This window comes from Cobetia sp. 1AS1 (assembly GCF_029846435.1).
GTDB classification, from domain to species: Bacteria; Pseudomonadota; Gammaproteobacteria; order Pseudomonadales; family Halomonadaceae; genus Cobetia; species Cobetia amphilecti.
Genome location: NZ_JARWKU010000002.1, coordinates 250533 through 277278, shown reverse-complemented (window position 1 = coordinate 277278; position 26746 = coordinate 250533). Strand labels below are relative to the sequence as shown.

Below are 26746 nucleotides of genomic sequence, written 5' to 3'. Positions count from 1 at the left end.
TCCTTTAAGAAGAAAGCACATGCAGGTGCGTCCTTCCAGCTCTGATCGGGTCTGTTTCCCTTGAAAACGGTACCGATCCTCAGGCATACGGTGAAGGAAAACAGTGTTTTTTGCAACGTCGAAAAACTTTGACACTAACTGTATCAGAATGGCGACGCTGTAAAACCCCTGTTTTACTCTCTTCCAAGGTGCTGGCGAACCAGCCCCTCGAAAATCTCGACGCCGGGCGCCAACAGCGTATCAGGAAAATCGTAATCGGGGTGGTGAAGCCCCGGCATTTCCTCACCTGCGCCAAATGTGAACATGGCGGCGTGGCAGTCACGTGCCAGCACGCCAAAGTCCTCGGACCAGCGATGTGCCTGAGAAAGTTCCACGCAATCAAGCCCTTGCTGTCGCGCCACGCGGCGAATCATGTCGTTCGCCTCAGGCGAATTCCAGGTCGCATCGAAGGTGTCACACCAGTCCACATCGATGCCCAGACGATCTTCTTCCGCCTCGCTGCGCGCCAGTGACACCGCCGCTTCGGCTAGCGCCTTCATCATGTCATCGCTCTCGGTGCGCAGGGTGACCATCACCTCGGCGTCACCCGGTGAGGTGCCGAACGCGACCTCGCCCAGGCGCGCATGAATCAGGGTCACCATCGCAAGTCCGGTCTCATCGGCAAATTGCAACGGCAGACGCGACAGGCCTTGCATGATGCGACACATGGCCATCGCCGGGCTGCGACCATTTTCCGGGTGGGCCGCATGTGCACAGAGCCCGGAAAGCCGCACGATCATGCCGCGTGAGGCACAGGTGAAGGCATGGTCGCGCACGCTGACTTCCCCGAGGGGGCGCCCCGGCAAGTTGTGGCACGAATAGAGATAGTCAGGCTTGAGCGCGGCAAAGGCCTTGCTGCGCACGACGGCGCGCGCGCCTTCACCGGTTTCCTCGGCGGGCTGGAACAGCAACACCACCTCGCCCATGGCAACCGGAGACGCCGCCAGGCGCTGCGCCACGCCCAGCATCCAGCTCATGTGGCCGTCATGGCCACACAGGTGCCCGACATGCGGGTGACAGGAGGACCAGTCGCCGCGTGGCGCCTCATCGATGGGCAGCGCATCCAGCTCACAGCGCAGCATGACGCGCGGGCCTGGCTCAGTACCGCGGAAGATGGCGGCCAGACCATGCCCACCCAGCCCGCTGACCACCTCGGCGCCGGCCTCCTGCATCCAGCCGGCGATGCAGGCCGCCGTGGCGGCTTCCTGTCCGGAGAGTTCCGGTGAGCGGTGCAGCGCGTGACGCAGCTCGGCCAGCGGCGTGCCCAGCAAGGAAAGTGTCGTGTTCATGCCTGCCTCGTGAAGACTCATCAGACGGCCTGCCCCAGATCTGCTGGCGAAGCGGGACGCTTGCGCCCCAGGTAATGCTGATGCCAGAACTCCATGTTGCTCAGCACGCGACTCGCCGCCAGCTGCAGCGGCTCCGCCAGCGCTTCCTCGACGGCGATGCGCTCCTTGTCTTCGGCCAGACGCTCACGCGGCGACAGCTCCTTGCGCGCCGAATGGGTGTGCAGGTGTGACACCCGCCCATGCAGGACACCAAAGACCGAGAGCACGTCATCTTCGGCCAGACTGGTATCGAGAATCTCGATCAACACCTTGCAGCGCAGACCGCCTTCCACCATGTCGACCTGCCCGGCCTGCATGGCGCGTGCGATGGCTTCGAGGCTTTCCAGACAGTTGGCGCGCGCCTGGATGAGCTCTTGCTCGCGACGCGCCTCACGCACCTTGACCTCGCGGCGCAGCTTGAGGGCATAGAACGCCAATCCCGCGATGATGATGATCGCGATGACGGCCAGAATGATGCTGATAGTCAGGGACATGCCTTTCTCCTGCGGTAAACAAGCCATGAGTATAGGGACTGCACACGCGACACCCAAGGCGAGGCACTGCGACCGATGACCACGTAGCCCGCCCTCACCCACGCCTTGCGTCAACAAAAGGCCCCGCATCAGGGATACGGGGCCAGTCGTGTCATTCACTCTTGCACGCTTTTCTCTGTCGCACTCATGCTTCGTCCGGCACGCGAGCGGTCAATCTGTCAGCACAGATCTTCACCGCCCCGCCATCAAGGCCTCGAAGCTGGCCTTGAGCTTGAGATTCTGCGCCTGATGCGAGTAATTGCGTGCCAGGCTGGCCAGCGCAGCGCTCAGCGCCTGCGTATCGCTCTCGAGCAGATGGATGCAGCGCTCGGCCCACTGCTGTGGCGTGGACTCTGTCGCCATGACCAGCTCAGGGTAGTCATCGAGCAGCTCGGCCGAGCCGACACGCGCATTGAGCAGCACCGGCGCACCACAGGCCATCGCCTCCAGCGCGACACGCCCGAACTCCTCGATATGAGCCGGCATCACGAACAGGTCCAGTGCACCGTAGAGCGTCTCGACCTCGGGAATGGTCGAGCGCCAGATCATGCGCTCGGCGATGCCCGCCTCCCTGGCCTGCTGCTGGTAAGGCGCGGCATCATCCTTGCCTACCACCAGGAAGCGATAGCGGCCCGGTGAGGCCTGCTCCATCAGCGCCGCCATCGCCACGAACCCGGCCACGTTGCGCTTGGTGAAGTTGCCGGATGACACCAGACCGACCAGCAGCTCGTCCTCGGCCACGCCCAATGCCTCGCGCTGGGCGGTGCGCCCTGCGCGCGCGCGCTCGACCGTGAATTGCTCCGGGTCATAGCCCGGGTAGCTGATCTCGATCCGCTCAGGCGCGATACCGTAGCGCGCCATCAGATCCTCGCCCATCATGCGCGAATTGACCGCGACCTGACGGAACTTGCCACCCTTGAGCACGTGATCATGAATCGCCGCCACTTCGTGGTCGCGAGGCAGCTCACGGCCATGGATACACTGCGAGGCAAGGTGCACGCAATTGTGCAGATAGACGGTATCCGGGCTTTCGCAGTCACCATGACTGATCAGCAGGTCGGGCGCATGACGGCTGGCCCAGGCCTGAACACGGCGATTGAACCAGAAACGTCGATACGCCCCCTTGAAGGGCCACCGCCACAGGCGCACCAGCTCCGCGCCGTGGGAGCGAGCCAGCTCAGGCTTGCCGCGCTCGGCGAGAATCACCACGCGATAGCCCAGTGCGCGCAACGCATCCGCCTGCTCGAAGGCATTGCGGCTGGCACCGGTATTCTTCTCGACCTGACGAATGGCGATCGCGGCCAGCTTGCCTGCACCAGTGCTCACGACGCCTCCTGCACACGACGCATGGAGTCACCACGACCGACGGCGTAATACATCAGGCCAGCGGCCTTCATGGCGGCAGGCTCGAACAGGTTGCGGCCATCGACCACCACCGGGAAGCCGAGCTGCGCCTTGAGCCACTCGCCGTCCAGCGTGCGGAATTCCTTCCACTCGGTGCACACCACCAGTGCATCGGCGCCCTTGACCGCCTGCTGACGGTCCGCGACCAGCACCAGGTCGTCACGCTCGCCGTAGATGCGGCGGCATTCCTTCATCGCTTCCGGGTCATAGGCCTGCACGGTCGCACCAGCCGCCCACAGCGCTTCCATCAGCGTGCGGCTCGGCGCATCGCGCATGTCATCGGTGTTGGGCTTGAAGGCCAGGCCCCAGACGGCGATGGTCTTGCCCTTGAGATCACCATCGAAGGCCCGCGACAGCTTGTCGAACAGCGTGACCTTCTGGCGCTTGTTGACCGACTCCACGGCGGTCAGCAGCTCGGCGTCATAGCCGACCTGACTGGCAGTACGCGCCAATGCCTGGACGTCCTTCGGGAAGCAGGAGCCACCATAACCACAACCGGGATAGATGAAGTGGTAGCCGATACGCGGGTCACTGCCGATGCCACGGCGCACTTCCTCGATGTCCGCACCGAGGCGCTCGGCCAGATTGGAGATCTCGTTCATGAAGCTGATCTTGGTCGCCAGCATGGCGTTGGCGGCGTACTTGGTCAGCTCGGCGGCGCGCACATCCATGAACATCAGCTTTTCATGATTGCGGTTATAGGGCGCGTAGCATTCGCGCATGCGCTCACGCACCTTCTCGGAATCGGTGCCGACAACGATACGCGCGCCACGCGTGAAGTCCTCCAGCGCCGCGCCTTCCTTGAGAAATTCCGGGTTGGAACAGACATCGAAGTCGACACGTTCGCCGCGCTCGGCAAGCACTTCGGCGACTCGCGCCGTGACACGATCCGCCGTGCCCACCGGCACGGTGGACTTGTCGATGATGACCTTGTAGTCATTCATGTGCTCGCCGATGGTGCCGGCCACCGCAAGCACGTACTTGAGATCGGCGCTGCCGTCTTCGTCCGGCGGTGTGCCCACGGCGATGAACTGCAGCACGCCGTGCTCGACGGCCTGACGGGCGTCAGTGGTGAAGTTGAGACGGCCGGCCTCGACATTGCGCAGCACCATGCTCTCCAGCCCCGGCTCGAAGATGGGAATCTCGCCTTGCTTGAGGCCATCGATCTTGGCCGCATCAACGTCCATGCAGATCACGTCATGGCCGACATCGGCCAGACAGGTGCCAGTCACCAGGCCTACGTAGCCTGTTCCGAAGACAGTGATTTTCATGTCAGTCCTTGAGAGTTTCTGAAGGTAATGAAGCAGGTGACAAGGTGAACGCCGATGAATCCTCTGACGGCGTCACGCGGGAATCCGGTTGTGGGGCTTGCCCGTCGCGTTTCGCGCCCTGCCCGGACATGAACTCCGGACGCTCCAGCAGCTCGGTGGTCGCCTCGACCGCTTCCTCGAGCTCTTCGGCACCCGGCGCGAGAGGTCGGGAAAGAAAGTCCGACGGCAGGGCTTCATAGAAGTTCAATCGTCCCAGCTGGTCCAGCACCGGATGACGTTCACGTGGCTGATAGCAGACCGCCCAGGGCGACAGGCACGGCTTGTCACCGGAGAAACGGATGCCCAGCCAGTCGCTGGCCAGATAGGGCAGGTCAAAACTGGCGAAAGGCTCATCGGCGTGCGAACGCAGGCGCGTCAGCTCGCGCGCGGGATTGGGCGCCTGCCCCGTCTGCCACAGCCACAGCGGAATGCGGTACGGCGCCTGACTGGGGCGATCACCGCCATGCACATAGGCGTCACTGAGCGGGTCATGCTCGAGGCCGTGGTCCGACAGATAGAGCACGCCAGCGGGTCGCCCTTCCAGGCGCTGGAAGACGCCCTCGATCACCTGATCCGTGAAGCGGATGCTGTCATCGTAGGCATCGGTCAGCGGTGAGCGGCTGTCCGGGGTCAGGAAATAGCGCAGTGAATCCGGGTACTGCAGGCTGGCCGGTGGATGACTGCCGTAGAGATGCAGCACGATCAGCCGCGGCCTCTCGACATCGCGCGCCAGCGCCTCATCCAGTGCATCCAGCAAGCCATCGTCATAGTCGGTCATGATGGTGCGAGCGACATCGGCACGCTGGGCGATGGCGGTGATCCAGGTGCGCTCGGAAGTGATATCGAGCCCCTGGCGCGACAGCCACTCGGTATGATAGCCGGCCTGATTGGCCAGCGAGATCAGATTGGCGTCCAGGTAGCGCGGCGAGAAGGTCCGCGGGTCGGTCAGGCTGGCCAGCATCGGTACCGCCAGCACGGTCTGCGGCGCCGGCGCGATGGCCTGATCGAAGACCACCAGCTCGTCGCGACGCGCATCGAGATTCGGCGTCGTGGCGCGGGAATAGCCATACAGCGACAGCTGATCGCGGCGCTGGGATTCGCCGATGATCAGGACGAAGACAGCATCATCCGACACCTCGGGGCTGCGCGAGACGCCACCGAAATCATAGTCATCCGCCATCAGCGCCTTGTAGCGCTCCTTCTCCCACCAGGCATGCGAGGTGGTGGCCAGGTTCCAGCCCGGCGAGACCGACAGCGTCGTGATGGCCAACGGCACACTGGCTCGCCCCCACTGCCAGCTACCGGCCAGCAGCATCAGCATCCAGAGCACGAAGGCGATTCCGCTGCGTCCACCCAGCCGGGCGCGAGCCAGCCCCGCCCCGAAGCGATTGCCCAGTGACAGCGCCAGCAGGAAGAACCCCAGCGGCACGATCAGGGCCAGCGGGAACTTGAACAGCATCGCCATCGATTCGCTGCGGCTGGTATCCAGCGAGCTGAGCGCAAAGGCCAAGCCATAGCGGGAATCGTAATAGACGGCGCTGACCACACTTGCAGAGAGATTGACGCCCAGCGCCGCCATCAGCCCCAGCGCCGGCCAACGCCAGCGCGGACGATGCAGCGCCGCCAGCAGACACGGCCACAGCAACAGATTGCCGAACAGGATCAGGCCGCCCTCGAGCAGGCCGTGATAGATCAACGGCACCAGACTCGCCAGCAGGGCCAGCGTGATGGCGGAGATCACCCCGGCTCGCTTGCTCGCCTGATCGCTGCGCGCAAACAGGCGACGAAGGAGGCGCTGCAGCAGGCCCTTCATGAACGTCCCCGCAACGGCATGAACGCTTCAGCCCTTACGCGAGCCAGCAGATGCACGAGCCGTCGAGCCCCGGCCACCCTCAGACGTCCAGCGCCTGGCGCCAGCGACCATCCGCTTGGCCACAGGCGATGAAGAAGGGATTCACCAGCGTATCGCGGGCGTTGTAGTCCAGACGACGCGGTTGTAAAGGCAATGACTCGGCATCGAAGACCTGGCCGCCGGCCGCTTCCAGTACGGCCTGAGCCGCCGCGGTGTCCCACTCGCTGGTCGGCGCGTAGCGCGGATAGAGATCCGCATTGCCTTCCGCGATGCGACAGAACTTGAGCGAGCTGCCACAGCTGACGTTCTCCACCGGTGCCAGTCGCTCGATCAGCGCCGCCGTACGCGCATCGAGATGCGACTTGCTGGCCACGACTCTCAATACCTCGGGCTCCGGGCTGACCGTGATCGCGACACGCCCGGTGGCGTCTTCCCGGAAGGCCCCCACGCCGGCGAGCCCGCTCCAGGTCGTCTCCAGTACCGGCGCATCCACCACGCCCAGCACGCTGCGCGAACCCTGGATCAGTGCCACGTTGACGGTGTATTCACCGCTGCCGGTGACGAATTCACGCGTGCCATCCAGCGGGTCGACCAGCCAGAAGGTCTGCCAGTCACGCCGCGCCGCGATATCGGCCTTGTCGCTCTCCTCCGAGAGCACCGGAATCTGCGGCGTCAGGCGGGCCAGCCCCTCGACCAGCACATGATGCGCCGCCATATCCGCCGCCGTGACGGGGCTGTCATCCGCTTTGGCGCGCGTGCCGAGCTCTCCCCCACGGGCAACGGCGAGTATCGCCTGCCCCGCTTCACGGCAAAGCTGTTCAATGGCCGTCAGCAGTTCAAGATCGAGGGTGACATCAGACTGGGTCATGGGGGTCTCGCAGAGAATTCGAAGGAGTCGACACGGGCCCTTCGGCCCGCCATCATCATACGCAAAAGCGGCCGCGGATGCTGCCCGCGACCGCTTCGAGAGGTCTTCACACAAGCGCCGTCAACTCAATCTCGGTCAATTCAAGCTCGGTCAACTCAAGCTCGTCAACTCAGGCGCACTGACCATGCAGTGTCAGTTTTCAGGCACTGCGATAGCCGTTGGGGTTGCGTGACTGCCAACGCCAGCTGTCGGCCATCATGCGGTCGAGACCCAGCTCGGCCTTCCACTTGAGCTCGTTGAAGGCCTTGTCGGGCTCTGCCCAGCATTCGGCGATATCGCCGGCACGACGCGGTGCAATGCGATACGGCACCGGACGACCGCTGGCCTTCTCGAACGCCTTGACCATGTCCAGCACGCTGTAGCCGGTACCGGTGCCCAGGTTATAGGTGTGAACGCCATCCCGCGCATCACCGGCCAGGTAGTCCAGCGCCTTGAGGTGGCCATCGGCCAGGTCGACGACGTGGATGTAGTCGCGCACCCCGGTGCCATCCGGCGTCGGGTAGTCATCACCGAACACGGCCAGTTCCTCGAGGCGGCCCACGGCGACCTGGCTGATATACGGCACCAGGTTGTTGGGGATGCCGTTGGGATCTTCACCGATGGTGCCGGACTCATGGGCGCCCACCGGATTGAAGTAGCGCAGCAGCGCGATGCGCCAGCTGTCATCCGCGACGGCCAGGTCGCGCAGCACTTCCTCGACCATCAGCTTGGAGCGGCCATAGGGGTTGGTCGCGGAGGTCGGAAAGTCTTCACGGATCGGCGTGGAGGCCGGATCGCCATACACGGTGGCGGAGGAAGAGAACACGATACGCTTGACACCGGCCCGCGCCATGGCATCACACAGCACCAGGGTGCCGTTGACGTTGTTGTCGTAGTAGGCCAGCGGCTTGGCGACGCTCTCGCCGACCGCCTTGAGCCCGGCGAAGTGGACCACGGCCTCGATATCGTGACGCTCGAACAGGCTGTCGAGCAGCGCGCCGTTGCGGATATCCCCTTCGACGAACGGCACTTCGCGTCCGGCAAGCGTCGCCACACGCGCAAGAGAGGCTTCGCTGGCATTGGACAGGTTGTCCAGCACCAGCACCTGATGGCCGGCCTCCATGAGCGCCAATACCGTATGAGAGCCGATGTAGCCTGCACCACCCGTGACCAGAATCATCAATCATCTTCCTTGTGAAAGTAACGCGACAGTGGGCCACGCAGTTGTCCTGCGCTGGCCCTGTTCATGGCTGCTAACCCTACCTTCCAGCCCTTGCGCTCACAAGTCCACAGCCAACGACAGCGTCTGTCGCCAGACAGCAACCTGCTCCGTGCAAGATGGCGTCACACAGGGCCTGGCCCGAGGTGTGAGCGCCTCGGATCAAGCGTCGCGCTTGCGCGGCGTCAAGGTTTCACTTGCCGGAGTTTCAAAACAGGCTATGAAGGCTATTGAGCCGCGCCGCAATGCTGAGACAATGGCCGCGCCTTGCCGCCTGAGCGCCCGGCTGATCGACTCGCGAGCGACTTTCTGACGAGGCAGGCAACATGACACGTCGTGCACGTCACCCCGGCCGGGGACACATGCACAACCAACATGTAATGAATAACATCAACACGACAACTCGCCATCACCTACCATGCCCCATACCAACAACACGATGACCACCATGATGAGGAAGCCAGTCGCCGACCGGCTTCTCTGGAGTCGACATGCCTGAGCAATCTGCCGATCACGTCGCTGATCAATCCACTACGCCGCCACAAGCGCCACTCGCGGCGCGCATCGGCCTGATACTCGGCCCCCTCCTGTTGCTGCTGACCTGGCTGACACCGGCGCCGGGTGACATGCCGGACAGCGCCTGGCTCTGCGTCGGCCTGGCCCTGCTGATGGCCACCTGGTGGGCCACCGAGGCCCTGCCGATTCCGGTGACCTCGCTGCTGCCCATCGTGCTGGTGCCGGCGCTTGGCATCGACGACATCAAGAGCACCACCGCCGCCTATGCCAACCCGACCATCTACCTGTTCCTCGGTGGCTTCCTGCTCGGGATCGCCATGCAGCGCTGGGACCTGCATCGCCGCGTGGCCCTGCATACGCTGAAGCTTGCCGGCCACTCGCCGCGCCGCCAGATCGCCGGCTTCATGATCGCCACCGGCTTCATCAGCATGTGGGTGTCCAACACCGCCACCAGCATCATGATGCTGCCCATCGGCATGTCAGTGGTTAGCCTGATGTCCAGTGGTCAGGATGAGCGCGACAGCAATGACCCGGAACTGAAGCGCTACGCCGCCGCCCTGCTGCTGGGCATCGCCTACTCCGCCAGCCTCGGCGGTATCGCGACCCTGATCGGCACGCCGCCCAATGCCCTGCTGGCAGGTTACCTGTCCAGTGATCAAGGCATCGAGATCGGCTTCGCCCAGTGGATGCTCGTCGGCCTGCCGGTCGCCATCGCGATGTGCGCCATCACCTGGTGGTGGCTGACGCGCACGCCCTTCTCCTTCAAGTCCGAGACGGCAGACAGCGGCGAGATGATCAGCCGCGAGCTCAAGGCACTGGGCGCCATGAGCAGCGCTGAGAAACGTGTCGGCGTCGCCTTCCTGGTGGCTGCCCTGCTGTGGATGTTTCGTCCGCTGATCAACCAGATGGGCCTTGCCTGGCTGTCGGACACCGGCATCGCCATGGCCATTGGCGTGGGCCTGTTCGCCATTCCCTCCGGCACCTCACGCGGCCGCCGCCTGCTGGTGTGGGAAGACGCACGTGACCTGCCCTGGGGCGTGTTGCTGCTGTTCGGGGGTGGTCTGGCACTGGCGGGCGTGATCAAGAGCTCGGGTCTCGCCGAGTGGATCGCCGGCCAGCTGTCGATGTTCAGCGTGCTGCCGCTCATCGGCCTGGTCGCCATCGTGGTCGTGGTGATCATCTTCCTCACCGAGGTCACCTCCAATACCGCGACGGCAGCCGCCTTCCTGCCGCTGCTGGGGGCACTGGCGCTGTCACTGGACATCGATCCGCTGCTGATCACCGTGCCGGCGGCCATCGCGGCCAGCTGTGCCTTCATGATGCCGGTGGCGACCCCGCCCAACGCCATCATGTTCGCCACCGGCCACCTCAAGATCCAGACCATGATGCGCGCCGGCTTCTTCCTGAACCTGGCCGGTACCGTGGTCGTCACCCTGCTGGCCTATGGCCTGATCGTGGCACTGTGGGTGTAGATAAGGCTGCTGACGCGGGGCCGGGAAGAGAGCGAAGGTGAGAACGAGGGCGAGAGCACAAGCGCCTGACGAGCTTCTCACCGCCCTTGAAGCCTGAGCCCTGGAAGCCTGAGCCCTCGAAACCTGCAAGCCTCAGCCCCCCGAAACGACAACGCCGGACTCCAATGGAGTCCGGCGTTGTCGTTCATGCCAGGCAGATTCTGCGACTTCTCATCATGACACCTGCTGTCATGTTCAGAAGAAGCCGAGGAAGCCCTTGATGATCAGCGAGTTGGCGATATCGATCAGGAAACCACCCACCACCGGCACGATGATGAAGGCCAGACGCGACGGCCCGTGGTGCTGCGTGACCGCCTGCATGTTGGCGATCGCCGTCGGCGTGGCGCCCATGCCGAAACCACAGTTACCCGCGACCAGTACCGCAGCGTCATAGTTCTTGCCCATCAGGCGGAAGGTGACCTGGGTGGTGTAGAGGAACACCAGCGCGACCTGTGCCAGCAGGATGGCCAGAATCGGCAGTGCCAGGTTGGCCAGATCCCAGAGCTTGAGCGTCATCAGCGCCAGCGCCAGGAAGATGGACAGGCTGATATTGCCCAGCACATCCACGGCGTGGGTATTGAGGTGCTTGTCGCCGAAGGCGCGCACCACGTTGCCGATGACGATACAGCTGAACAGCACCCACACGAAGGTCGGCAGCGAGAAGGCGGTGCCCGACGTGAGTGACTGCAGCTGCTGGCCACAGACGACCCCGAGCAGCAGCATGAAGAGTGTCTTCAGGGCATTGGACGTATTCAGCGGATGCTGGACTTCCGTCTCGTCATATTCGGAATCGCTGACCTGGGCGTTGATGTCCTGCCCTTCACGCTTCATGCGATTGATCAGGAAACGCGCCGTCGGCCCACCGATCAGGGAACCGAACACCAGCCCGAAGGTGGCACAGGCCATCGCGACTTCCATCGCGCCATTGATGCCATATTCGTCGGCGAAGACGTTGGCCCATGCCGCGCCGGTACCGTGGCCACCGGACATGGTGATGGAACCGCCGAGCAGACCCAGTACCGGATCAAGACCGAACAGACTGGCAACACCGACACCCAGCAGGTTCTGCAGGATGAGCAGACCGATGACCAGCGCGAGGAACAGCACCAGCTTGCTGCCGCCGGCACGAATCATGCGCACGTCTGCCGACAGGCCGACGGAGCCGAAGAACAGCAACATGAAGGGAGTCTGGAGACCGCCGAAGAACTGGAACTCGTAACCCAGGCCGCGCAGGCCGGTGACGATGATGGTAGCGATGAGGCCGCCGACCACAGGCTCGGGGATATTGAATTCGCGCAGCACGCGCACGCGCTCGACGATCAGATGGCCAACGACGAGGACAAGCGCCGCCAGCAACAGGGTGGTGATAGCATCAAGTTGAATCATGCGATACCGATGAGTAGTTGTGGGTTGTTCTAGCGGACCTCCTGAACGAGAGGTGCACTGGCGATGCCCGATCAGAGCAGGGATGGGGACGCATCCATTATCTCTTCAATCAGGGGGTTTGCCTTTGCACCGCTTGGAATTGTTGTGTTCTCGAATCCGGTCTGCCACCAGATCGTTATCATTATGCGGGTGCAGCGATGATACGCAGGGTGGGCACCGGTGCAAGTCCGGATGTTGACTGAGCCGTCAACATCAGACAAAAGTCTATAGCGGCCTGGCGAGCATGACACGTATTTTCCACGCAAGCCTGCCCGCGTCAGCCCAGCAACGGCGGGCGTGAGCGCCAGCCGGGCAGCTTCTGCCCTGCCACAAAACGCAAGGACCCCCGCTCTGATGAGCGAGGGTCTCGAGAGAGGCAAAAAAGCCCCTGATCAGTCACGCATGAGGCGTGTTGTCGTCAGACAGCGACCGGGCCGGCTTCCTCGGCACGTTCCGCTTCGCTGCGTGCACTGCTTTCCAGACCGCGATTGACCGCCGACAGCACGGCCTTGAGCGATGCGCTCACGGTATCGCCATCCTCGGCCATGCCGCAGACACGCTTGCCATCCAGGTTGAGCATCACGAAGGCCACCGCGACGGCATCGCTGCCTTCGCCGAGGGCGTGCTCACCGTAGTCCACCACGCTGACGGTAGAACCGGTGTGACGCTGCCAGGCATCCATGAAGGCGGAGATGGCGCCGTTGCCTTCGCCGGCCAGCGCGATCTGCTCGCCCTTGTCATCGACCAGTGTCGCGGTGAGCTGCTCGGCCCCTTCACGATCCAGACGATAGCCCTTGAGACTCAGCGGCGCCTCACGCTTGAAGCTGGCATCGAGAATCGCGCGAATCTGGTCGCTGGACAGCTCACCACTGACCTGCTCGCTGGCCTTCTGCACGTGCGGCGCAAGCTCGAGGCTCATCCAGCGCGGCAGGCTGATGCCGTGATCGCGCTCGAGCAGGAAGGCCATGCCACCCTTGCCGGACTGACTGTTGACGCGGATCACCGCCTGGAAGTCGCGGCCCAGATCCTGCGGGTCGATGGGCAGATAGGCGACCTGCCACGGCTCGTCAGGCTGCTGCTTCTTGAGACACTTGCGGATGGCGTCCTGGTGGCTGCCGGAGAAGGCGGTGTAGACCAGCTCGCCGACCCACGGGTGACGCGGGTGAACCGGCAGATTGGTGCACTCGGTGTAAACCTGGATGATCTCGTCCGGGTTGGAGAGATCCAGCTCCGGATCGATGCCCTGGCTGTAGAGGTTCATCGCCAGGGTGATCAGGTCCATGTTGCCGGTGCGCTCACCGTTGCCCAGCAGGGTGCCTTCGATGCGGTCAGCGCCGGCCAGCAGGCCAAGTTCGGCGGCGGCAGCGGCGCCACCGCGGTCGTTGTGGGTATGCAGCGAGATGATCGCGCAGTCACGACGGCTCAGGTGCTTGATGAAGTACTCGACCTGATCGGCGAAGTGATTGGCCGGGCCCACTTCCACCGTGGCCGGCAGATTGAGGATGCAGCGTTTTTCCGGCGTCGGCTGCCAGACATCCATCACCGCTTCACATACCTCGACGGCGTAATCCATCTCGGTGGAGGTGAAACTCTCCGGCGAGTACTGGAACACCCAGTTGGTGTCCGGGTAACGCTCGGCGTAGTCCTTGACCAGCTGTGCACCCTCGACGGCGATGGCCTTGATGCCGTCACGGTCCATCTCGAACACCCGCTCACGCTGCACGGTGGAGGTGGAGTTGTAGACGTGAACGACGGCATCACGCGCGCCGACCAGCGATTCGAAGGTACGCGCGATCAGATGCTCACGCGCCTGCACCAGCACCTGGATGCTGACGCCCTCCGGGACCTGATCTTCCTCGATCAACCAGCGCACGAAGTCGAAATCGAGCTGACTGGCGGAGGGGAAACCGACTTCGATCTCCTTGAGGCCGATCTTGACCAGCAGCTTCCACATCAGCTTCTTCTGCTCGACCGTCATCGGCTCGAGCAGCGCCTGATTGCCATCACGCAGGTCGACACTCGCCCATAGCGGCGCCTGGGTCACGGTACGCGACGGCCACTGGCGGTCGGTCAGTGCAACAGGCGTCACGGGGCGATATTTGGTGTGGTCGAAGGCAGCACTTGGCGTGGATGCAGCAGTCATGGTCGTGTCCTTGGCGGTCTGGGTGCGAAAAACCGGCAATCGAGGCCCGATACGGGAGATCGATGGCACCTTTCGCACTCAACAGTGTCCCAATCGGGGCGCCTGAGTAAATGTGAGATGACGAAGGCGTGAAGGCCTTGCATCCGAAAGCTTGCCGTCAGCAGGGCAAGCAAGCAAGTCGGGGGCAGCGTAACGTCACTGTCCGCCGCAAGCTCCGGGACCGGATCACGGTCACCAGCGCGGAGAGAAGGACGGTGGGATCACCACCAGAGCCCTTTCGGCAGCCTCGCTTCGATCAGAAGCCGACTGCGTTCCGCGTTCACCGGTTGCAAGAGGCGTGTCGCCAGCGCCGGTGGCTCATCCTGCTCAGGTCTGTCGTTCGCGCCGTGCGTCGTGTCATGCGACAGCCACGACCCGAGCGGGCTTTTTCATCGCTGAGCAGTGATTACAGTATATGCCGCATATCAGGGCGGACGATTGCGAAAACCACATGACATCGCCATCTTAAAAGCAGATTATTTCACCATTCACATCTTCACCGCTAATGGATTGCGAAAATGAGCCAGAATATTCCTCTCCCGACACTGGACCGCTTCGACCGTCGCATTCTTGACGAGCTTCAGCACTCGGGTCGCATCAGCAATCAGGAACTCGCGGAGCGCATTGGCCTGTCCCCGTCGCCCTGCCTGCGCCGTGTCCGTGCGCTGGAAGAAAGCGGCATGATCACCGGCTACCGCGCCCAGATAGATGCCCGCAAGCTGGGACTCAGCCTGATGGCGCTGCTGCATATCTCGATGGACCGCCACACCCCGGAGCGCTTCACCAACTTCGAGGACACCATCGCCGCGCTGCCTCAGGTGATGGAATGCCTGCTGATCACCGGCCAGGAAGCCGACTACCAGCTCAAGGTGGTGGTCAAGGACATGGATGACTATCACGACCTGCTGCTCAAGCAGATCACGCGGATCGAGGGGGTGACCGGCGTGCATTCAAGCTTCGTGCTGCGTCAGGTGATCGATCACCAGCGCGTCCCGACGACCTCCTGAGCCTGACTGCCTGAATCAAGACTTCAGCAACATGAAAGCCCCGTCGGCTATCACCGGCGGGGCTTTCATGTTGCTGAAGATGCCATCGTGATCACGCGGTGATCAGGGCGTGCCGGCTAGCGAAATCACTCGGCGTGCCGATTGGAAAAGTCACTCGCCGCCGATGATGCCGCGGCGGATCTGGTCTTCCTCGATGGATTCGAACAGCGCCTTGAAGTTGCCCTCGCCGAAACCATCGTTGCCCTTGCGCTGGATGATCTCGAAGAAGATCGGCCCGATCACCGTCTCGGTGAAGATCTGCAACAGAATCCCCTCCCCCGGCGCGCCATCGACCAGCAGATTCAATGCCTTGAGGTCCTCGACATTCTCTTCGTGGTTGGGCACCCGCGCATCGACCTTCTCATAATAGGTGGCCGGCGTGGTCAGGAAGGTGACGCCATTGGCCTTGAGCGCCCTGACGGTGGCATGGATATCATCCGTCGCCATCGCCAGATGCTGGATGCCCTCGCCATGGTATTCGCGGATGAATTCCGCGATCTGGGAGTCATCATCCGCTGACTCGTTGATGGGAATGTGCATCTTGCCGCAGGGTGCCGTCATCGCGCGCGAGAAGAGCCCGGTCATCTTGCCTTCGATATCGAAATAGCGGATCTCGCGGAAATTGGCGATGCGCGCGTAGAAGTCGGCCCACACATCCATCTGTCCACGCCCGACATTGTGGGTCAGGTGATCCAGCGTATGCAGGCCGACACTGTTGGCATTCTCGATTGCGCCGTCGATGGCGACGAAGTCGGTATCGTAGATCGAGCGCTCGCGGTGATGGTCCACGAAGTACAGCACCGAACCGCCGATGCCTTGCACCGCGGGGATGCCCACCTCGCCCGGCCCGACCGGATGCTCGACGCTGCGCGCACCGTGCGCCAGGGCGTAGCGATGCGCCTGCTCGGCATCCGCCACGCGCCAGGCCATCGCACAGGCACTCGGGCCGTGGATCGCCGCGAATTCCGCCGCCGGGCTGTTCGGCTCGGCGTTGAGCACCACATTGATGCCGTGCTGCTGAAACAGGAACACCTGCTTGGAGCGATGGCGACGGGTCTCGGTAAATCCGAGCTGGTTGAACAACTTGCGCAGGGCATCGATGCCGGCCGCATCCGGGGCCGTGAATTCGACGAACTCGAAGCCGTCCGTGCCGATGGGATTGTGCTGTTCGATACGTGCCGGTGCGTTCATGAGGGGCTCCTGAGTCAGGCTGCCGACAAGGCAGGCAAGGTAGAGAAAAGGCGGGCAACATCCTTCACGACAGGCGAACGCATCGCGCGCATCACCTGCCGTGTCCCGATTCCGTTATCGGAAATCTATGCCTTGCCTGCCGCCCTGCCCATTCGCCTTGGGCCTGCTTTGGTGCCGTGTCCGGCCTCTTCCCACGCCAGACATGTAACGAAACCCTGCCATGGCGCTGACGTCCATCTCGACACTGCCCCCTCGGGGCACTCCCATTGCCGCCAGCGCCTGACACTGCGTCATGCTTTCTTTACACCTATCGGCGCGTCACGCCTGCCGTTGCCTCTTGCCCGCCTGGCGTTGGCCGCTAGAGCCAGGCACCGCTGCCCAGCTGCCAGGCCACCCACAGCAGAATCGTGGCGATGAAGGCCTCGATGACCTGCCAGGCACGCGGGCTGGTCAGGCGTGGCGCCAGCCAACCGGCACATGCCACCAGGCCGAAGAACCAGCCGAAGGAGGCCAGGCTCGCCCCGACGATGAAGCTTTGCGGGGACGGCTGTTGCGCGCCGATCGCGCCCAGCATCACCAGCGTATCCAGATAGACCTGCGGGTTGAGCAGCGTGACGGCCAAGGTTGCCGCCAGCACCTTGCCGAGATTGGCCTTGAGCGCGTTGCTCGCCGTCAGCTGGCCGCCAGTGCGCATGCGCCCCAACGCCTTGAGTGCCTGCCAGAGCAGAAACGCCACCCCGCCCCAGCGGGCAATGCTCATCAACAGCGGCGACTGCTGCATCAGCGCGCCCAGCCCGAGCACGCCGGCGATGATCAGCACGCCATCGCACAGCGCGCAGAGCCCCGCCACCCACCATTGATGCTCGCGCTTTAGCCCCTGCCCCAACACGAAGGCATTCTGCGCCCCGATGGCAATGATCAAGCCTGCGCCTACCCCTGCCCCATTGAAGAATGACCACCACATATCGCCTGTCCTTTCGTCGTGTCGTTGCCGTGACTGACGACGTCTGCCACGGCTGTCAGTGCTGAGGCAGGCAGAGTACGCTAGGATGAATCCATCAAGGAAATTGATTCAGGGAATGGATCATAAGGAATACTGATGCTGGACTATAAATTGCTGGAGGCGCTGGCGGCCGTCATCGATCAGGCGGGCTTTGAACGCGGGGCGCGAGCACTGGGGCTGACGCAGTCGGCGGTCTCGCAGCGCATCAAACTGCTGGAGGCACGGCTGGGGCAGCCGGTACTGGTGCGTACACCGCGCCTGGGGCCGACGCCACTCGGGCGGCGCCTGCTCAATCATGTCCAGCAGGTGCGCCTGCTGGAGCATGACCTGCTCGACCAGATTCCCGCCCTCGGCGAGAGCGAGCAACGACTGCGCATCGCCATCAATGCCGATTCGCTGGCCACCTGGTGGCCGACCGTCACCGGCAGTTTCTGTCGCGAGCGTGACCTGTTGCTGGACATGCTGGTGGAGGATCAGGAAGTGGCGCTCAGGCGCATGCGCGATGGAGAAGTCGCGGGCTGCATCTGTGCCACGCCACGCCCGGTGCAGGGGGCACGCTCCCACCCGCTGGGCAGCATGCGCTATCGGGCGCTGGCCAGCCCGGACTTCGTGCAGCGCCATATCACGAAGAAAGACCATGCCATCCCGCCCATTCTGCCGGCCGAGACCCTGCGCAGCATGCCCGCCATCGTCTATGGCCGTGATGACCGCCTGCAGCACCGGCTGTTGTCGACCATGGGCTTCGATGAGCCCTTCCCCCACCATCTCTGCCCGTCGTCGGAAGGTTTCGTGCGTCTGGCCTTGAGCGGCATGGGCTACGGCATGATTCCCGAGCAGCAGGCGGCGCATCTGCTGGCCAATGGTGAGCTGGTGGATATCGCGCCGAACCATGCCCTCGATGTGCCGCTTTACTGGCATCACTGGCGTCACGGAGGCAGCACGCTGGACAAGCTCACCGACCATCTGCTGCGGGAATGTGCCACGATATTGCGCCCGATGCCGGAGCAGGAGACACCCCGCCCCGGCATGCTGTGAGAGCGCGTGTCAGTCGTGCATCAGGCCCGGCAAAAAGGGGGCTCAGCCGCCCTGTTGCTCACGCACCAACTGGGCCAGGAAGCGATCACAGGCCGCCAGCTGGCTGAGCTCGATGTACTCATTGGCCTGATGCGCGACCCCGATGGAGCCTGGCCCGCAGACCACCGTCGGCCAGCCTTCGCTCTGGAACTGGCCCGCCTCCGTGGTGTACGCCACGGCCTCGCTGGCCCGCTTATCGCCCAGCAGACGCTGGCAGAGGCGAATGGCCGGGTCCCGATCGCCATGCCCGAGTGACGGCACCGTTTCCACCGTGCGCTCACTGCGGATCGCCACTTCTGGCGCCCGCTCACGATAGGGGGCGACCAGACGCTCGGCGTGGGCATCGATCTCCGCCAGCATCGCCTCGACATCCTCGCCCGGCAGATGGCGCAGCTCCCAGTCGAAGATGCACTCCCCGGCGGTGATATTGACCGCCGTGCCGCCCTCGATGCGCCCGATATGCAGGCTGGCGTGGGGCACATCGAAGCGCTCGTCCAGATGGCCGCAGTCGATGCGCGCCTGCATGCGGTCCTCGATGAAGGTCACCATGCGCGCCGCCAGATGGATGGCACTCACCCCCTGATAGACCAGGCTGGAATGCGACGGCTTGCCGGTCACCGTGGTGCGCAGATCGGTAATGCCCTTGTGGGCATCGACGATCGCCATCATGGTCGGCTCGCCCACCAGCACCGCCGCCGGACGCGGCAGGCGGTCACGCAGGCGTGCGATCATGCGCGGCGCGCCCAGACAGCCGATCTCCTCGTCATAGGAAAAGGCAAGAATCACCGGCTTTTTCAGCGTGCCCGCACGCTGGGCATTCACCAGCGCCGGCACCGCCGCCATGCAGCAGGCGATGAAGCCCTTCATGTCGGCGGAACCGCGCCCATGAAGGCGACCCTCGTCCTCACGCAGCGTGAAGGGATCGCTGTCCCAGGCCTGACCCTCCACCGGCACCACATCGGTGTGCCCGGAGAGCACCACGCCGCCCTCGACCTCCGGCCCGATCACCGCCAGCAGATTGGCCTTGTCGCCGCCATCGTTGTGGATGACCTCGGCACTGACGCCGACCACTTCCAGGGCGTCGCGCAGGCAATGGATCAATGCCAGATTCGACTCGCGCGACACGGTATTGAAGCTGACCAGATGCGCCAGCCAGTCGCGGCTATTGGGCCAGTCGGAAAAATCGGCATGCTGTGGCATCAGGCTGGCGGTATTGGCGATGGTGGACGCTGAAGCGGACATGGGCATTCCTGTGCAGAAACATCAGAGCGGAGAGCACCACACGCAGCGCGCTGGCCTCATATGTCCACCGGTATAGCGCAGCGCCTCTTCGACAACAAGGGCCTGGCTGCAACATCCGCCTGGCAGGCACGCTTCAAGAAAAGACGACGCTGCCACGCCCCGGCAAAGGGCGTGGCAGCGTCGTCTGTGGCGATAGAACTCCGCTACGGGCGGGATTCAGGCCGTGATGGCGTCAGGCAGCACGGCCGTTGCGCACCATGGCGTGGGGGTCGATGACGAATTTCTTGGCAGCGCCGCCATCGAAGTCCGCATAACCCTGCGGCGCTTCTTCCAGACTGATGACCTGCACATTGACCGCATCGGCGATATTGACGCGCCCGAACAGGATCGCCTGCATCAGCGGGCGGTGATACTTCATCACCGGGCACTGGCCCGTGTGCAGCGAGTGGGACTTGGCCCAGCCCAGCCCGAAGCGCATCGACAGCGCCCCGACCTTGGCGGCCTCATCCTCGGCGCCCGGGTCTTCGGTGACATAGAGGCCGGGGATGCCAATCTGGCCGCCGGCACGCGTCAGCGCCATCGCCGAGTTGAGCACCGTGGCCGGCTGCTCACGGCCGTGGTCACAACCACAGCCATGCGCCTCGAAGCCGACGCAATCGACGAAGCAATCCACTTCGCGCTCGCCGAGAATCACCTCGACCTTGTCTTCCATCGAACCTTCCTGACGCAGATCGATGGTCTCGCAGCCGAAGCTCTCGGCCTGCTGCAAACGCTCGGGGATCATGTCACCGACGATGACACAGGCCGCACCCAGCAGCTGGGCGGACACGGCCGCCGCAAGCCCGACCGGCCCGGCACCCGCGATATATACCGTGGAGCCCGGCCCGACCCCCGCGGTCACACAGCCGTGGAAGCCGGTGGGGAAGATATCGGACAGCAGCGTCAGGTCACGGATCTTCTCCATCGCCTGGTCGGCATCCGGGAACTTGAGCAGGTTGAAGTCGGCATAGGGCACCATGACGTAATCTGTCTGACCGCCAGTCCAGCCGCCCATGTCGACATAGCCGTAGGCCGCGCCGGGACGCGCCGGATTGACGTTCAGACAGATCCCCGTCTTGCCTTCCTTGCAGTTGCGGCAGCGGCCGCAGGCGATGTTGAAGGGAACCGAGACGATGTCACCGACCTTGATGAATTCCACATCGCGCCCGGCCTCGACGACCAGACCGGTGATCTCGTGGCCCAGCACCAGGCCCTGCGGCGCCGTGGTGCGGCCACGCACCATGTGCTGATCACTGCCGCAGATATTGGTCGAGACGACCTTGAGAATGACCCCGTGTTCACACTTGCGATTTCCCAGCGCCAGGGTCGGATAGTCCAGTGATTCGACACTCACCTTCCCCGCTCCCTGGTATACGACTCCGCGATTGGCATTGGCTGACATGACGTGCTCCTGGCTGGCATGGGGTTTGGCACGTGGCCGGCGTCAGGCAGACAAGCTGGCTTGCGCCGCCCGTCACTTTTCCTGCCCCGGCCACCAGCCCCCGGTCGGTGGCGTCCAACCGGTAGGGCTTATGCAGACTAGGTCAGTTGTCACAGGTTGGCTGTCCAGATGAGGCATCGACATGCCTAAATGAGACAGTTCACGACCAAAGTGTCACTTCGGTTGCCCGCAAGCCCACACGCCAGTGCCCCCGTGCCTCTGCTGTTGGCGGCAGGCGACAGCCAGCGTCGATGCATCTCGACACTTGAAGCACGCGCCCATACCCCCCAGTACTGATATCAGCGTCATCTTGACGACAGATATTGCGACCCAAGCCCGCTTACGGCGGCTCTGGAAGACAGCTCTGAATGACCGTTCTGAAAGACAGCTCTGAAAGACAGCTCTGAAAGACACTTCAAGGAGAGATCATGACCCTGACATCCAACGCCCTGCGCAATTCCTGCATGACCCTGGCCCTCGTCGGCTCCGCCTTCATCGCCGGTTGCGGTAACACCAGCGTGATCGAGAAGCAGGACACGCGCTACGAAGTCAGCGCCGTCGATGAAGACCGCGATGATGCCATCGCACAGGTCAAGGAACGCGCGCTCGAGGTGTGTGAAGAGCAGGACCGCGACAAGTACGATGTGCTCGACTCGCGCGTCTTCGGACCGCACGACGCCACCGCCAAGGCCGCCGATGGCAATGACCAGCTGGAAGGTGGCACCGTCAATGAAGACACCGAAATGGCTGCCGCCACCCATGAAGGCGAAGGCTACAAGGTCGTCTGGACCGTGCGCTGCCGCTGAGTCGTTCCCCCGTCAGGTAGCGTGACCTGACAGCGCGATTGAACGCGAAAGCGAAAGTCGCAACGACGGTGAAAGCGAAAGTCGCAACGACGGTGAAAGCGAAAGTCGCAACGACGGCGAAAGCGAAAGCGCAGCATCCGTCAGAAAGCCGCCCCAGGGGCGGCTTTCTTGCGTTCCGACACCAGGCGATAACCCAGGGAAACCGACACTGCGGCACTTGAGTTCCGGGGGCGCAACCATCGGTTGCCCCACAAATCAGTCAATTGCACCGCCCCATTAGACGACTCTTGACTATGCTGAGACGAAAGCTGTCCCAGCGCCGCTCCTGACCGCCGCGTATATCTGGTGAAAAAAAGTTGTTACCAGCCACCCGGCTGGCACGCTGGGGCGACTCGGATGCTGTACCTGCAACCTCGCTTCATGCACCTCGCAGCATGAAGCTCGCGCATTGCCATGCGAGATGTTCGACAGCCCTATCGCCCGGGGACTGTCGATCACTGCCATACGCCATGACGAACCCATCAGGACTCTCTGCGCCCGCGCGCCGTCAAGGAGGCTTTTCCATGAGCATCGAACAACGCCTGGCCCCCGTTGCACTCCCCGACACCCGTCATCGACGCACCGTCGAACATCTGCTGGCAGGTTCCGGCGTCAGGCTCAACGGCCCTGATCCCTGGGACATTCGCGTTCGCCATCCGGACCTCTTCCGGCGAGTGCTGCAGCAAGGCAGCCTGGGACTGGGCGAGGCTTACATGGAAGGCTGGTGGGACTGCGACCAGATCGACGAGATGATCTGTCGCCTGCTGCGGCATGGCCTGGGCAGTCGTGCCCACACCACCAGCGAGCGCATCGCCTATCGACTGCAGGCCGGAGTGATCAATCTGCAGAGTCGCCGCCGCGCCGGCGTGGTCGGCAAGGTGCATTATGACTTCGGCAATGACCTATTCACGCGCATGCTGGATGACACCCTGTGCTACAGCTGCGGCTACTGGAAAGACCTGCCGATGAGCGCGGAGAACCTGGGCAAGGCGCAACAGGCCAAGCTGGATCTGGTGTGTCGCAAGCTGGGGCTGGCGCCCGGCATGCGCCTGCTGGATATCGGCTGTGGCTGGGGGAGCCTTGCCGCCTACGCCGCACGCCATTACGGCGTGGAGGTCGTCGGTATCACCATCTCCGCCGAACAGGCCGCGCTGGCGCGCGAGCATTGCGCAGGGCTACCGGTGGAAATCCTGCTCAAGGACTATCGCGACCCAGATTTCCGGCGCACGGTGGGCAGCTTTGATGCCATCGCCTCGATTGGCATGTTCGAACACGTCGGCCACAAGAACTACGCCACCTACTTTGCCCATGCCGCGCACCTGCTGCGCCCCGGCGGACGCTTCGTGCTGCACACCATCGGCTCCAACCAGAGTGATATCTCGGCCGACCCCTGGGTCAACCGCTATATCTTCCCCAATGGCGTGCTGCCCAGCGCCAGTCAGCTGGTACGCGCCAGCGAAGCGCATCTGGTGATGGAGGACTGGCACAACTTCGGCGCCGACTACGACCCGACATTGATGGCGTGGCGCGCCAATCTCGACCAGCACTGGCATGAGCTGGCCGATACCTATTCACCGCGCGACAAGCGCATGTTCGAGTACTATCTCGGCGCCTGCGCAGGCGCCTTCCGCGCCCGCCAGCTGCAGCTGTGGCAGGTGGTGTTCACCCACGGCACCGCAGGGCGCTACGACGCGCCACGCTGATCCACCGCCTGCGGAGCGCCGACAATCTCGACCGGCGACGACTGTCTCAAGCGGCGGGGCGAATCAGACGCGTCGCCGCGAAGCGATTGAGCAGCGCATGCATCAGGTAGATCAGCAGCATCGCGCTGCAGACCGCGACCAGCACGGAGCTGGTCCGGTAGAGCGCGCTGTAGATCAGGTCCTTGTCGGGCGACATGTACTGGCCAAACAGGATCGCCATGGTCGTCATGGCGCCCAGACCCGCACCAGAGCCCACCCGCTCCAGAACATGGTGGCGCGCGAACAGCATCAGGCTCAGCCAGAGCCCCAGCGCTACCAGCCACAGCAACGAATAGTGCGTCATCAACACCAGCTGGATCGCCACCGCCACGTTGCAGCCCACCAACGTACCCGCGGCGCGCCGAATGCTGGCCTGAATGGCACCGAACCAGTTCATCGGAAAGAGAATCAGGATCGAGGCGATCTGCGCCGACAGCGAATCGCTCAGATCGAGCACCTGGAACATCACATAGACCACCATCGCCACCGCGGTGGTCAACAGCACTTCGTGACGGCGATTGGGTGGCGGCTTGGCGGGGCGTGACGGTGGCTGGCGCGGCGCCTTGTCCGGGAAGCAGTAATGCATCAGGGCCACGATCGAAAGCGTGGTGCCGCCACCGACGAAGTTGCACCACACCAGATCACTGATATCCGTGCTCGGGTAGCTGGCGAAATTCAGCTGCACATGCATGCCGACCACACTCAGGGCACCGAACAGGAACAATGGCCCGCGGCTCATGCAGTTGAACAGCACCAGCTGTATGCCAAGCACCAGCAGCAACATGATCGCCGGATTGTCACCGAACAGCCCCTGCACGACGAGGGTGAAGGCATTGTTGAGAAAGACGCTGGCCAGAAACTGCCGCGCGATGGAGGCGTTCAGTACCGGCACCAGGGCCAGCAGCAGAATCGGGTTGACCACGAAGAAGGTGCCGTAGGTCCAATCCATCCACTTGAGCAGCACGAAGCCCAGGGTGCCGCCGAAGGCGATCCGCAGGCACTGCTGGACATCGTTCTCGCTCAGGAATGGCTCACTACCCTCGACGCGCGGCAAGGTCTCACCACGTGTCCACAGACGGGACAGCCGGTCTCGCAATGCATTCGCCAACATGCCGCCGCCTCAATAGATGTAATGCAGCAGGCTGACCGCACGCGCCTGGGCATGCGCCAGCCAGCTGGCTGGTCCGGCCACGGGGAACAGCTGTACGGTGGCACGCGAGCCGGTCGGCAGTTGGCTGAGCGAGAGGCCATGAGCCCTCGGCATCACGAGATGGACGCGCATGCGCTGGGCATCACGCACCCAGCGATCGCTGTCCTCGGGGGCGGCCAGATAGCCATCGGCGTTGAGCTGACCCGCCTGTACGCCTGAATCCCGCGATGAAAGCGTTGCCGTGAAGACCCGCCCCGGCTGCGCATCGAAGATGATGCTTGCCTGATCGCCGATCGCGACGCGTGACAGAGACTTCTCGCGAAAGTCGGCAATGACATCGGCACGATCGGCCACGATGGCCAGCCGCGCCTGACCGGTGCTGGCGTAGGCGCCGGCCACCAGCTGCATGTTGGACACCGTCCCGGCCTCGCGGGCGCGCACCTCGGTATAGGCCAGATCGAGACGCGCCTGCTCCAGCGCATTGCGCGCCTGGCGAAGGCTCAAGTTATCGTCTCCCGTCAGGCCCCGCTGCACCTTGAGCGCTGCCAGATCGGCCTGATCGGCCCTGACCGTCGCCTGCGCGCCCTGATAGCTGGCACGTGTCTGATCGTACTGCTGGCGCGAGATGCTGTGCGACTTGATCAACCGCGTGACGCGCGCCATCTCCAGCCGCTGCTCTTCCTCGCTGACACGGCTCTGCTCGAGCTGCGCCATGGCCGCCAGAATCGAGGCATCCAGCTGTTGATTGGCCTGAATGGCGGCTTCCAGCGCCAACTCCGCCTGCTGCACGGCCAACTGATAGGGCTTTGCATCAATACGAAACAGCACATCGCCTGCCTCGACATGCTGGTTGTCGTGGACCAGCACCTCATCGATACGACCACTGACCCGCGATGCCACACTGACCACCGGGTGCATCACGCGCGCCTGGGACGTCATCGGCATCCACAGGTCCGCGATCAGGAAATACACGAAACTGAATACGGCGATCAGCAAGGCTCCCCGCACCCAGCGCCGAAAGCGCTGATCGGATGTCACCCCTGACGACTCCGCTGATATTCGGCCTGCGAGCGCGCGATGCTGGCACTGGCATTGTCTTCGAACTGGAGCAGAGTGCGGGCGAAGGCATTGAGCGCTTCGTCATCGAAGCCGACGTACAGCTCGGCACGCACTCGCTCGATGCGCTCCGTCAACTGGGTCAGGCACTGGCGGCCTTGCTCGGTGAACCACAGGCAACGCGCCCGCTTGTCGGTCTCGTGTGGCACGCGCGCGATCAGCTGCTGAGCCTCGAGCTGATTGAGGGTGCGCGTCAGCGACGGCATCTCGATGCCCAGCTCGCTGGCCAGCATCTGTTGGGTACAGCCCTCGCCGAGCTTTTCCAGATGGACCATGACCGTCCAGCGCGATTCCGTCATGTCCAGGCTACGCACCGCGCTGGTGATGGCGGTGCGCCATAGACGATGGACCCGGCCGACCTGGCCACCCAGCGAGGGCTTGATCTGCTCGTGAAACGGGATTTCCTGTGTCGAATCCGTCCCCGGAGAATGTGCGTTCATGTATCATCTCTCGACATGAAGGCTCCCATGACACTCCCCCTCATCGGTACTGAGCGGAAGACCCACGAGAGCCTTGATTGGTGCGGCGTCAGGGCGGCTGTTGCCGGCGATATCAGACGCCCTCTATATTAGCTTGCTAACAATATGAGGATCATACCCTTTATTAGCGAGCAAAACAATTCACCAATTCC

At 63.4% G+C, this 26746-nt stretch carries 21 protein-coding genes; 5 read left to right on the top strand and 16 right to left on the bottom strand.

Translation table 11 applies throughout. The features are described 5' to 3' along the window. Positions 1-173 precede the first annotated feature (173 nt). The 7 genes from QD280_RS04970 to galE form a co-directional block, all read right to left on the bottom strand. Entirely contained in the window at positions 174-1328 is a 1155-nt protein-coding gene (locus QD280_RS04970) for an amidohydrolase (RefSeq protein ID WP_279838502.1), read from the bottom strand. A gap of 20 nt (positions 1329-1348) precedes the next feature. Continuing rightward, complete coding sequence (locus tag QD280_RS04965) at positions 1349-1861, bottom strand: DUF2489 domain-containing protein (protein ID WP_082388255.1); 513 nt, start codon at positions 1859-1861, stop codon at positions 1349-1351. Positions 1862-2092: 231 nt separating this feature from the next. Further along, positions 2093-3226: a glycosyltransferase family 4 protein gene (locus QD280_RS04960; protein WP_279838501.1), complete on the bottom strand. Its 1134-nt coding sequence runs from the start codon at positions 3224-3226 to the stop codon at positions 2093-2095. Further along, positions 3223-4575: a UDP-glucose/GDP-mannose dehydrogenase family protein gene (locus tag QD280_RS04955; RefSeq protein ID WP_192837596.1), complete on the bottom strand. Its 1353-nt coding sequence runs from the start codon at positions 4573-4575 to the stop codon at positions 3223-3225. Before QD280_RS04955 ends, QD280_RS04960 begins: the two co-directional genes overlap by 4 nt. A gap of 1 nt (position 4576) precedes the next feature. Continuing rightward, entirely contained in the window at positions 4577-6427 is a 1851-nt protein-coding gene (locus tag QD280_RS04950; RefSeq protein ID WP_279838500.1) for a phosphoethanolamine transferase, read from the bottom strand. 79 nt (positions 6428-6506) lie between these two features. Then, positions 6507-7334, bottom strand: a complete 828-nt coding sequence (gene cysQ, locus QD280_RS04945; RefSeq protein WP_279838499.1) for a 3'(2'),5'-bisphosphate nucleotidase CysQ — start codon at positions 7332-7334, stop codon at positions 6507-6509. A 199-nt stretch (positions 7335-7533) separates the two neighbouring features. After that, positions 7534-8556, bottom strand: coding sequence for a UDP-glucose 4-epimerase GalE (galE, locus tag QD280_RS04940; RefSeq protein ID WP_054555473.1), 1023 nt, complete (start codon positions 8554-8556; stop codon positions 7534-7536). A gap of 527 nt (positions 8557-9083) precedes the next feature. On the opposite strand from galE, the gene QD280_RS04935 reads away from it, so the two are divergent. Next, complete coding sequence (locus QD280_RS04935; protein ID WP_279838498.1) at positions 9084-10580, top strand: DASS family sodium-coupled anion symporter; 1497 nt, start codon at positions 9084-9086, stop codon at positions 10578-10580. Positions 10581-10814: 234 nt separating this feature from the next. On the opposite strand, the gene gltS is transcribed toward QD280_RS04935, so the two are convergent. Beyond that, positions 10815-12005, bottom strand: coding sequence for a sodium/glutamate symporter (gltS, locus tag QD280_RS04930; protein ID WP_043331271.1), 1191 nt, complete (start codon positions 12003-12005; stop codon positions 10815-10817). A 457-nt stretch (positions 12006-12462) separates the two neighbouring features. Then, positions 12463-14187: a 2-isopropylmalate synthase gene (locus QD280_RS04925; protein ID WP_043331272.1), complete on the bottom strand. Its 1725-nt coding sequence runs from the start codon at positions 14185-14187 to the stop codon at positions 12463-12465. A 557-nt stretch (positions 14188-14744) separates the two neighbouring features. Between QD280_RS04925 and QD280_RS04920 the strand changes: the two genes are divergently transcribed. After that, on the top strand, positions 14745-15233 hold the full coding sequence (locus tag QD280_RS04920) for an Lrp/AsnC family transcriptional regulator (protein ID WP_279838497.1): 489 nt from the start codon (positions 14745-14747) through the stop codon (positions 15231-15233). A 150-nt stretch (positions 15234-15383) separates the two neighbouring features. Here QD280_RS04920 and hppD read toward each other — a convergent pair whose 3' ends face one another. Continuing rightward, positions 15384-16463, bottom strand: a complete 1080-nt coding sequence (gene hppD / locus QD280_RS04915; RefSeq protein WP_279838496.1) for a 4-hydroxyphenylpyruvate dioxygenase — start codon at positions 16461-16463, stop codon at positions 15384-15386. A 358-nt stretch (positions 16464-16821) separates the two neighbouring features. Further along, on the bottom strand, positions 16822-17427 hold the full coding sequence (locus QD280_RS04910) for a LysE/ArgO family amino acid transporter (RefSeq protein WP_043331275.1): 606 nt from the start codon (positions 17425-17427) through the stop codon (positions 16822-16824). 135 nt (positions 17428-17562) lie between these two features. On the opposite strand from QD280_RS04910, the gene QD280_RS04905 reads away from it, so the two are divergent. Further along, positions 17563-18501, top strand: a complete 939-nt coding sequence (locus tag QD280_RS04905; RefSeq protein WP_279838495.1) for a LysR family transcriptional regulator ArgP — start codon at positions 17563-17565, stop codon at positions 18499-18501. Between the two features lie 42 nt (positions 18502-18543). On the opposite strand, the gene argE is transcribed toward QD280_RS04905, so the two are convergent. Both argE and fdhA read right to left on the bottom strand, forming a co-directional pair. Further along, a complete protein-coding gene (argE, locus tag QD280_RS04900) occupies positions 18544-19782 on the bottom strand; it encodes an acetylornithine deacetylase (RefSeq protein ID WP_279838494.1) in 1239 nt (412 codons plus the stop codon). Between the two features lie 232 nt (positions 19783-20014). Continuing rightward, a complete protein-coding gene (fdhA, locus tag QD280_RS04895) occupies positions 20015-21223 on the bottom strand; it encodes a formaldehyde dehydrogenase, glutathione-independent (RefSeq protein WP_054555477.1) in 1209 nt (402 codons plus the stop codon). Positions 21224-21690: 467 nt separating this feature from the next. Between fdhA and QD280_RS04890 the strand changes: the two genes are divergently transcribed. Both QD280_RS04890 and cfa read left to right on the top strand, forming a co-directional pair. Then, positions 21691-22068 carry a hypothetical protein gene (locus QD280_RS04890; RefSeq protein ID WP_043331278.1) on the top strand — a complete coding sequence of 126 codons (378 nt, stop codon included), beginning with the start codon at positions 21691-21693 and terminating at the stop codon, positions 22066-22068. A 563-nt stretch (positions 22069-22631) separates the two neighbouring features. Further along, on the top strand, positions 22632-23810 hold the full coding sequence (cfa, locus tag QD280_RS04885; RefSeq protein WP_279838493.1) for a cyclopropane fatty acyl phospholipid synthase: 1179 nt from the start codon (positions 22632-22634) through the stop codon (positions 23808-23810). Between the two features lie 46 nt (positions 23811-23856). Here the strand turns inward: cfa and QD280_RS04880 are convergent, their stop codons facing one another. The 3 genes from QD280_RS04880 to QD280_RS04870 are packed head-to-tail and all read right to left on the bottom strand — an operon-like array spanning position 23857 to position 26555. Next, positions 23857-24960 carry a DUF2955 domain-containing protein gene (locus QD280_RS04880; RefSeq protein WP_279838492.1) on the bottom strand — a complete coding sequence of 368 codons (1104 nt, stop codon included), beginning with the start codon at positions 24958-24960 and terminating at the stop codon, positions 23857-23859. A gap of 9 nt (positions 24961-24969) precedes the next feature. Continuing rightward, complete coding sequence (locus QD280_RS04875) at positions 24970-26037, bottom strand: HlyD family secretion protein (RefSeq protein WP_279838491.1); 1068 nt, start codon at positions 26035-26037, stop codon at positions 24970-24972. Next, complete coding sequence (locus QD280_RS04870; protein WP_052384225.1) at positions 26034-26555, bottom strand: MarR family transcriptional regulator; 522 nt, start codon at positions 26553-26555, stop codon at positions 26034-26036. Before QD280_RS04870 ends, QD280_RS04875 begins: the two co-directional genes overlap by 4 nt. Positions 26556-26746 lie beyond the last annotated feature (191 nt).

What these genes read in the sequence shown, in the direction of transcription:
- QD280_RS04970 (WP_279838502.1), bottom strand. Translation starts at nt 1,328, where the DNA reads ATGAACACGACACTTTCCTTGCTGGGCACGCCGCTGGCCGAGCTGCGT.
- QD280_RS04965 (WP_082388255.1), bottom strand. Translation starts at nt 1,861, where the DNA reads ATGTCCCTGACTATCAGCATCATTCTGGCCGTCATCGCGATCATCATC.
- QD280_RS04955 (WP_192837596.1), bottom strand. Translation starts at nt 4,575, where the DNA reads ATGAAAATCACTGTCTTCGGAACAGGCTACGTAGGCCTGGTGACTGGC.
- QD280_RS04950 (WP_279838500.1), bottom strand. Translation starts at nt 6,427, where the DNA reads ATGAAGGGCCTGCTGCAGCGCCTCCTTCGTCGCCTGTTTGCGCGCAGC.
- cysQ (WP_279838499.1), bottom strand. Translation starts at nt 7,334, where the DNA reads ATGACCCAGTCTGATGTCACCCTCGATCTTGAACTGCTGACGGCCATT.
- QD280_RS04935 (WP_279838498.1), top strand. Translation starts at nt 9,084, where the DNA reads ATGCCTGAGCAATCTGCCGATCACGTCGCTGATCAATCCACTACGCCG.
- gltS (WP_043331271.1), bottom strand. Translation starts at nt 12,005, where the DNA reads ATGATTCAACTTGATGCTATCACCACCCTGTTGCTGGCGGCGCTTGTC.
- QD280_RS04925 (WP_043331272.1), bottom strand. Translation starts at nt 14,187, where the DNA reads ATGACTGCTGCATCCACGCCAAGTGCTGCCTTCGACCACACCAAATAT.
- QD280_RS04920 (WP_279838497.1), top strand. Translation starts at nt 14,745, where the DNA reads ATGAGCCAGAATATTCCTCTCCCGACACTGGACCGCTTCGACCGTCGC.
- hppD (WP_279838496.1), bottom strand. Translation starts at nt 16,463, where the DNA reads ATGAACGCACCGGCACGTATCGAACAGCACAATCCCATCGGCACGGAC.
- QD280_RS04910 (WP_043331275.1), bottom strand. Translation starts at nt 17,427, where the DNA reads ATGTGGTGGTCATTCTTCAATGGGGCAGGGGTAGGCGCAGGCTTGATC.
- QD280_RS04905 (WP_279838495.1), top strand. Translation starts at nt 17,563, where the DNA reads ATGCTGGACTATAAATTGCTGGAGGCGCTGGCGGCCGTCATCGATCAG.
- argE (WP_279838494.1), bottom strand. Translation starts at nt 19,782, where the DNA reads ATGTCCGCTTCAGCGTCCACCATCGCCAATACCGCCAGCCTGATGCCA.
- fdhA (WP_054555477.1), bottom strand. Translation starts at nt 21,223, where the DNA reads ATGTCAGCCAATGCCAATCGCGGAGTCGTATACCAGGGAGCGGGGAAG.
- QD280_RS04890 (WP_043331278.1), top strand. Translation starts at nt 21,691, where the DNA reads ATGACCCTGACATCCAACGCCCTGCGCAATTCCTGCATGACCCTGGCC.
- cfa (WP_279838493.1), top strand. Translation starts at nt 22,632, where the DNA reads ATGAGCATCGAACAACGCCTGGCCCCCGTTGCACTCCCCGACACCCGT.
- QD280_RS04880 (WP_279838492.1), bottom strand. Translation starts at nt 24,960, where the DNA reads ATGTTGGCGAATGCATTGCGAGACCGGCTGTCCCGTCTGTGGACACGT.
- QD280_RS04870 (WP_052384225.1), bottom strand. Translation starts at nt 26,555, where the DNA reads ATGAACGCACATTCTCCGGGGACGGATTCGACACAGGAAATCCCGTTT.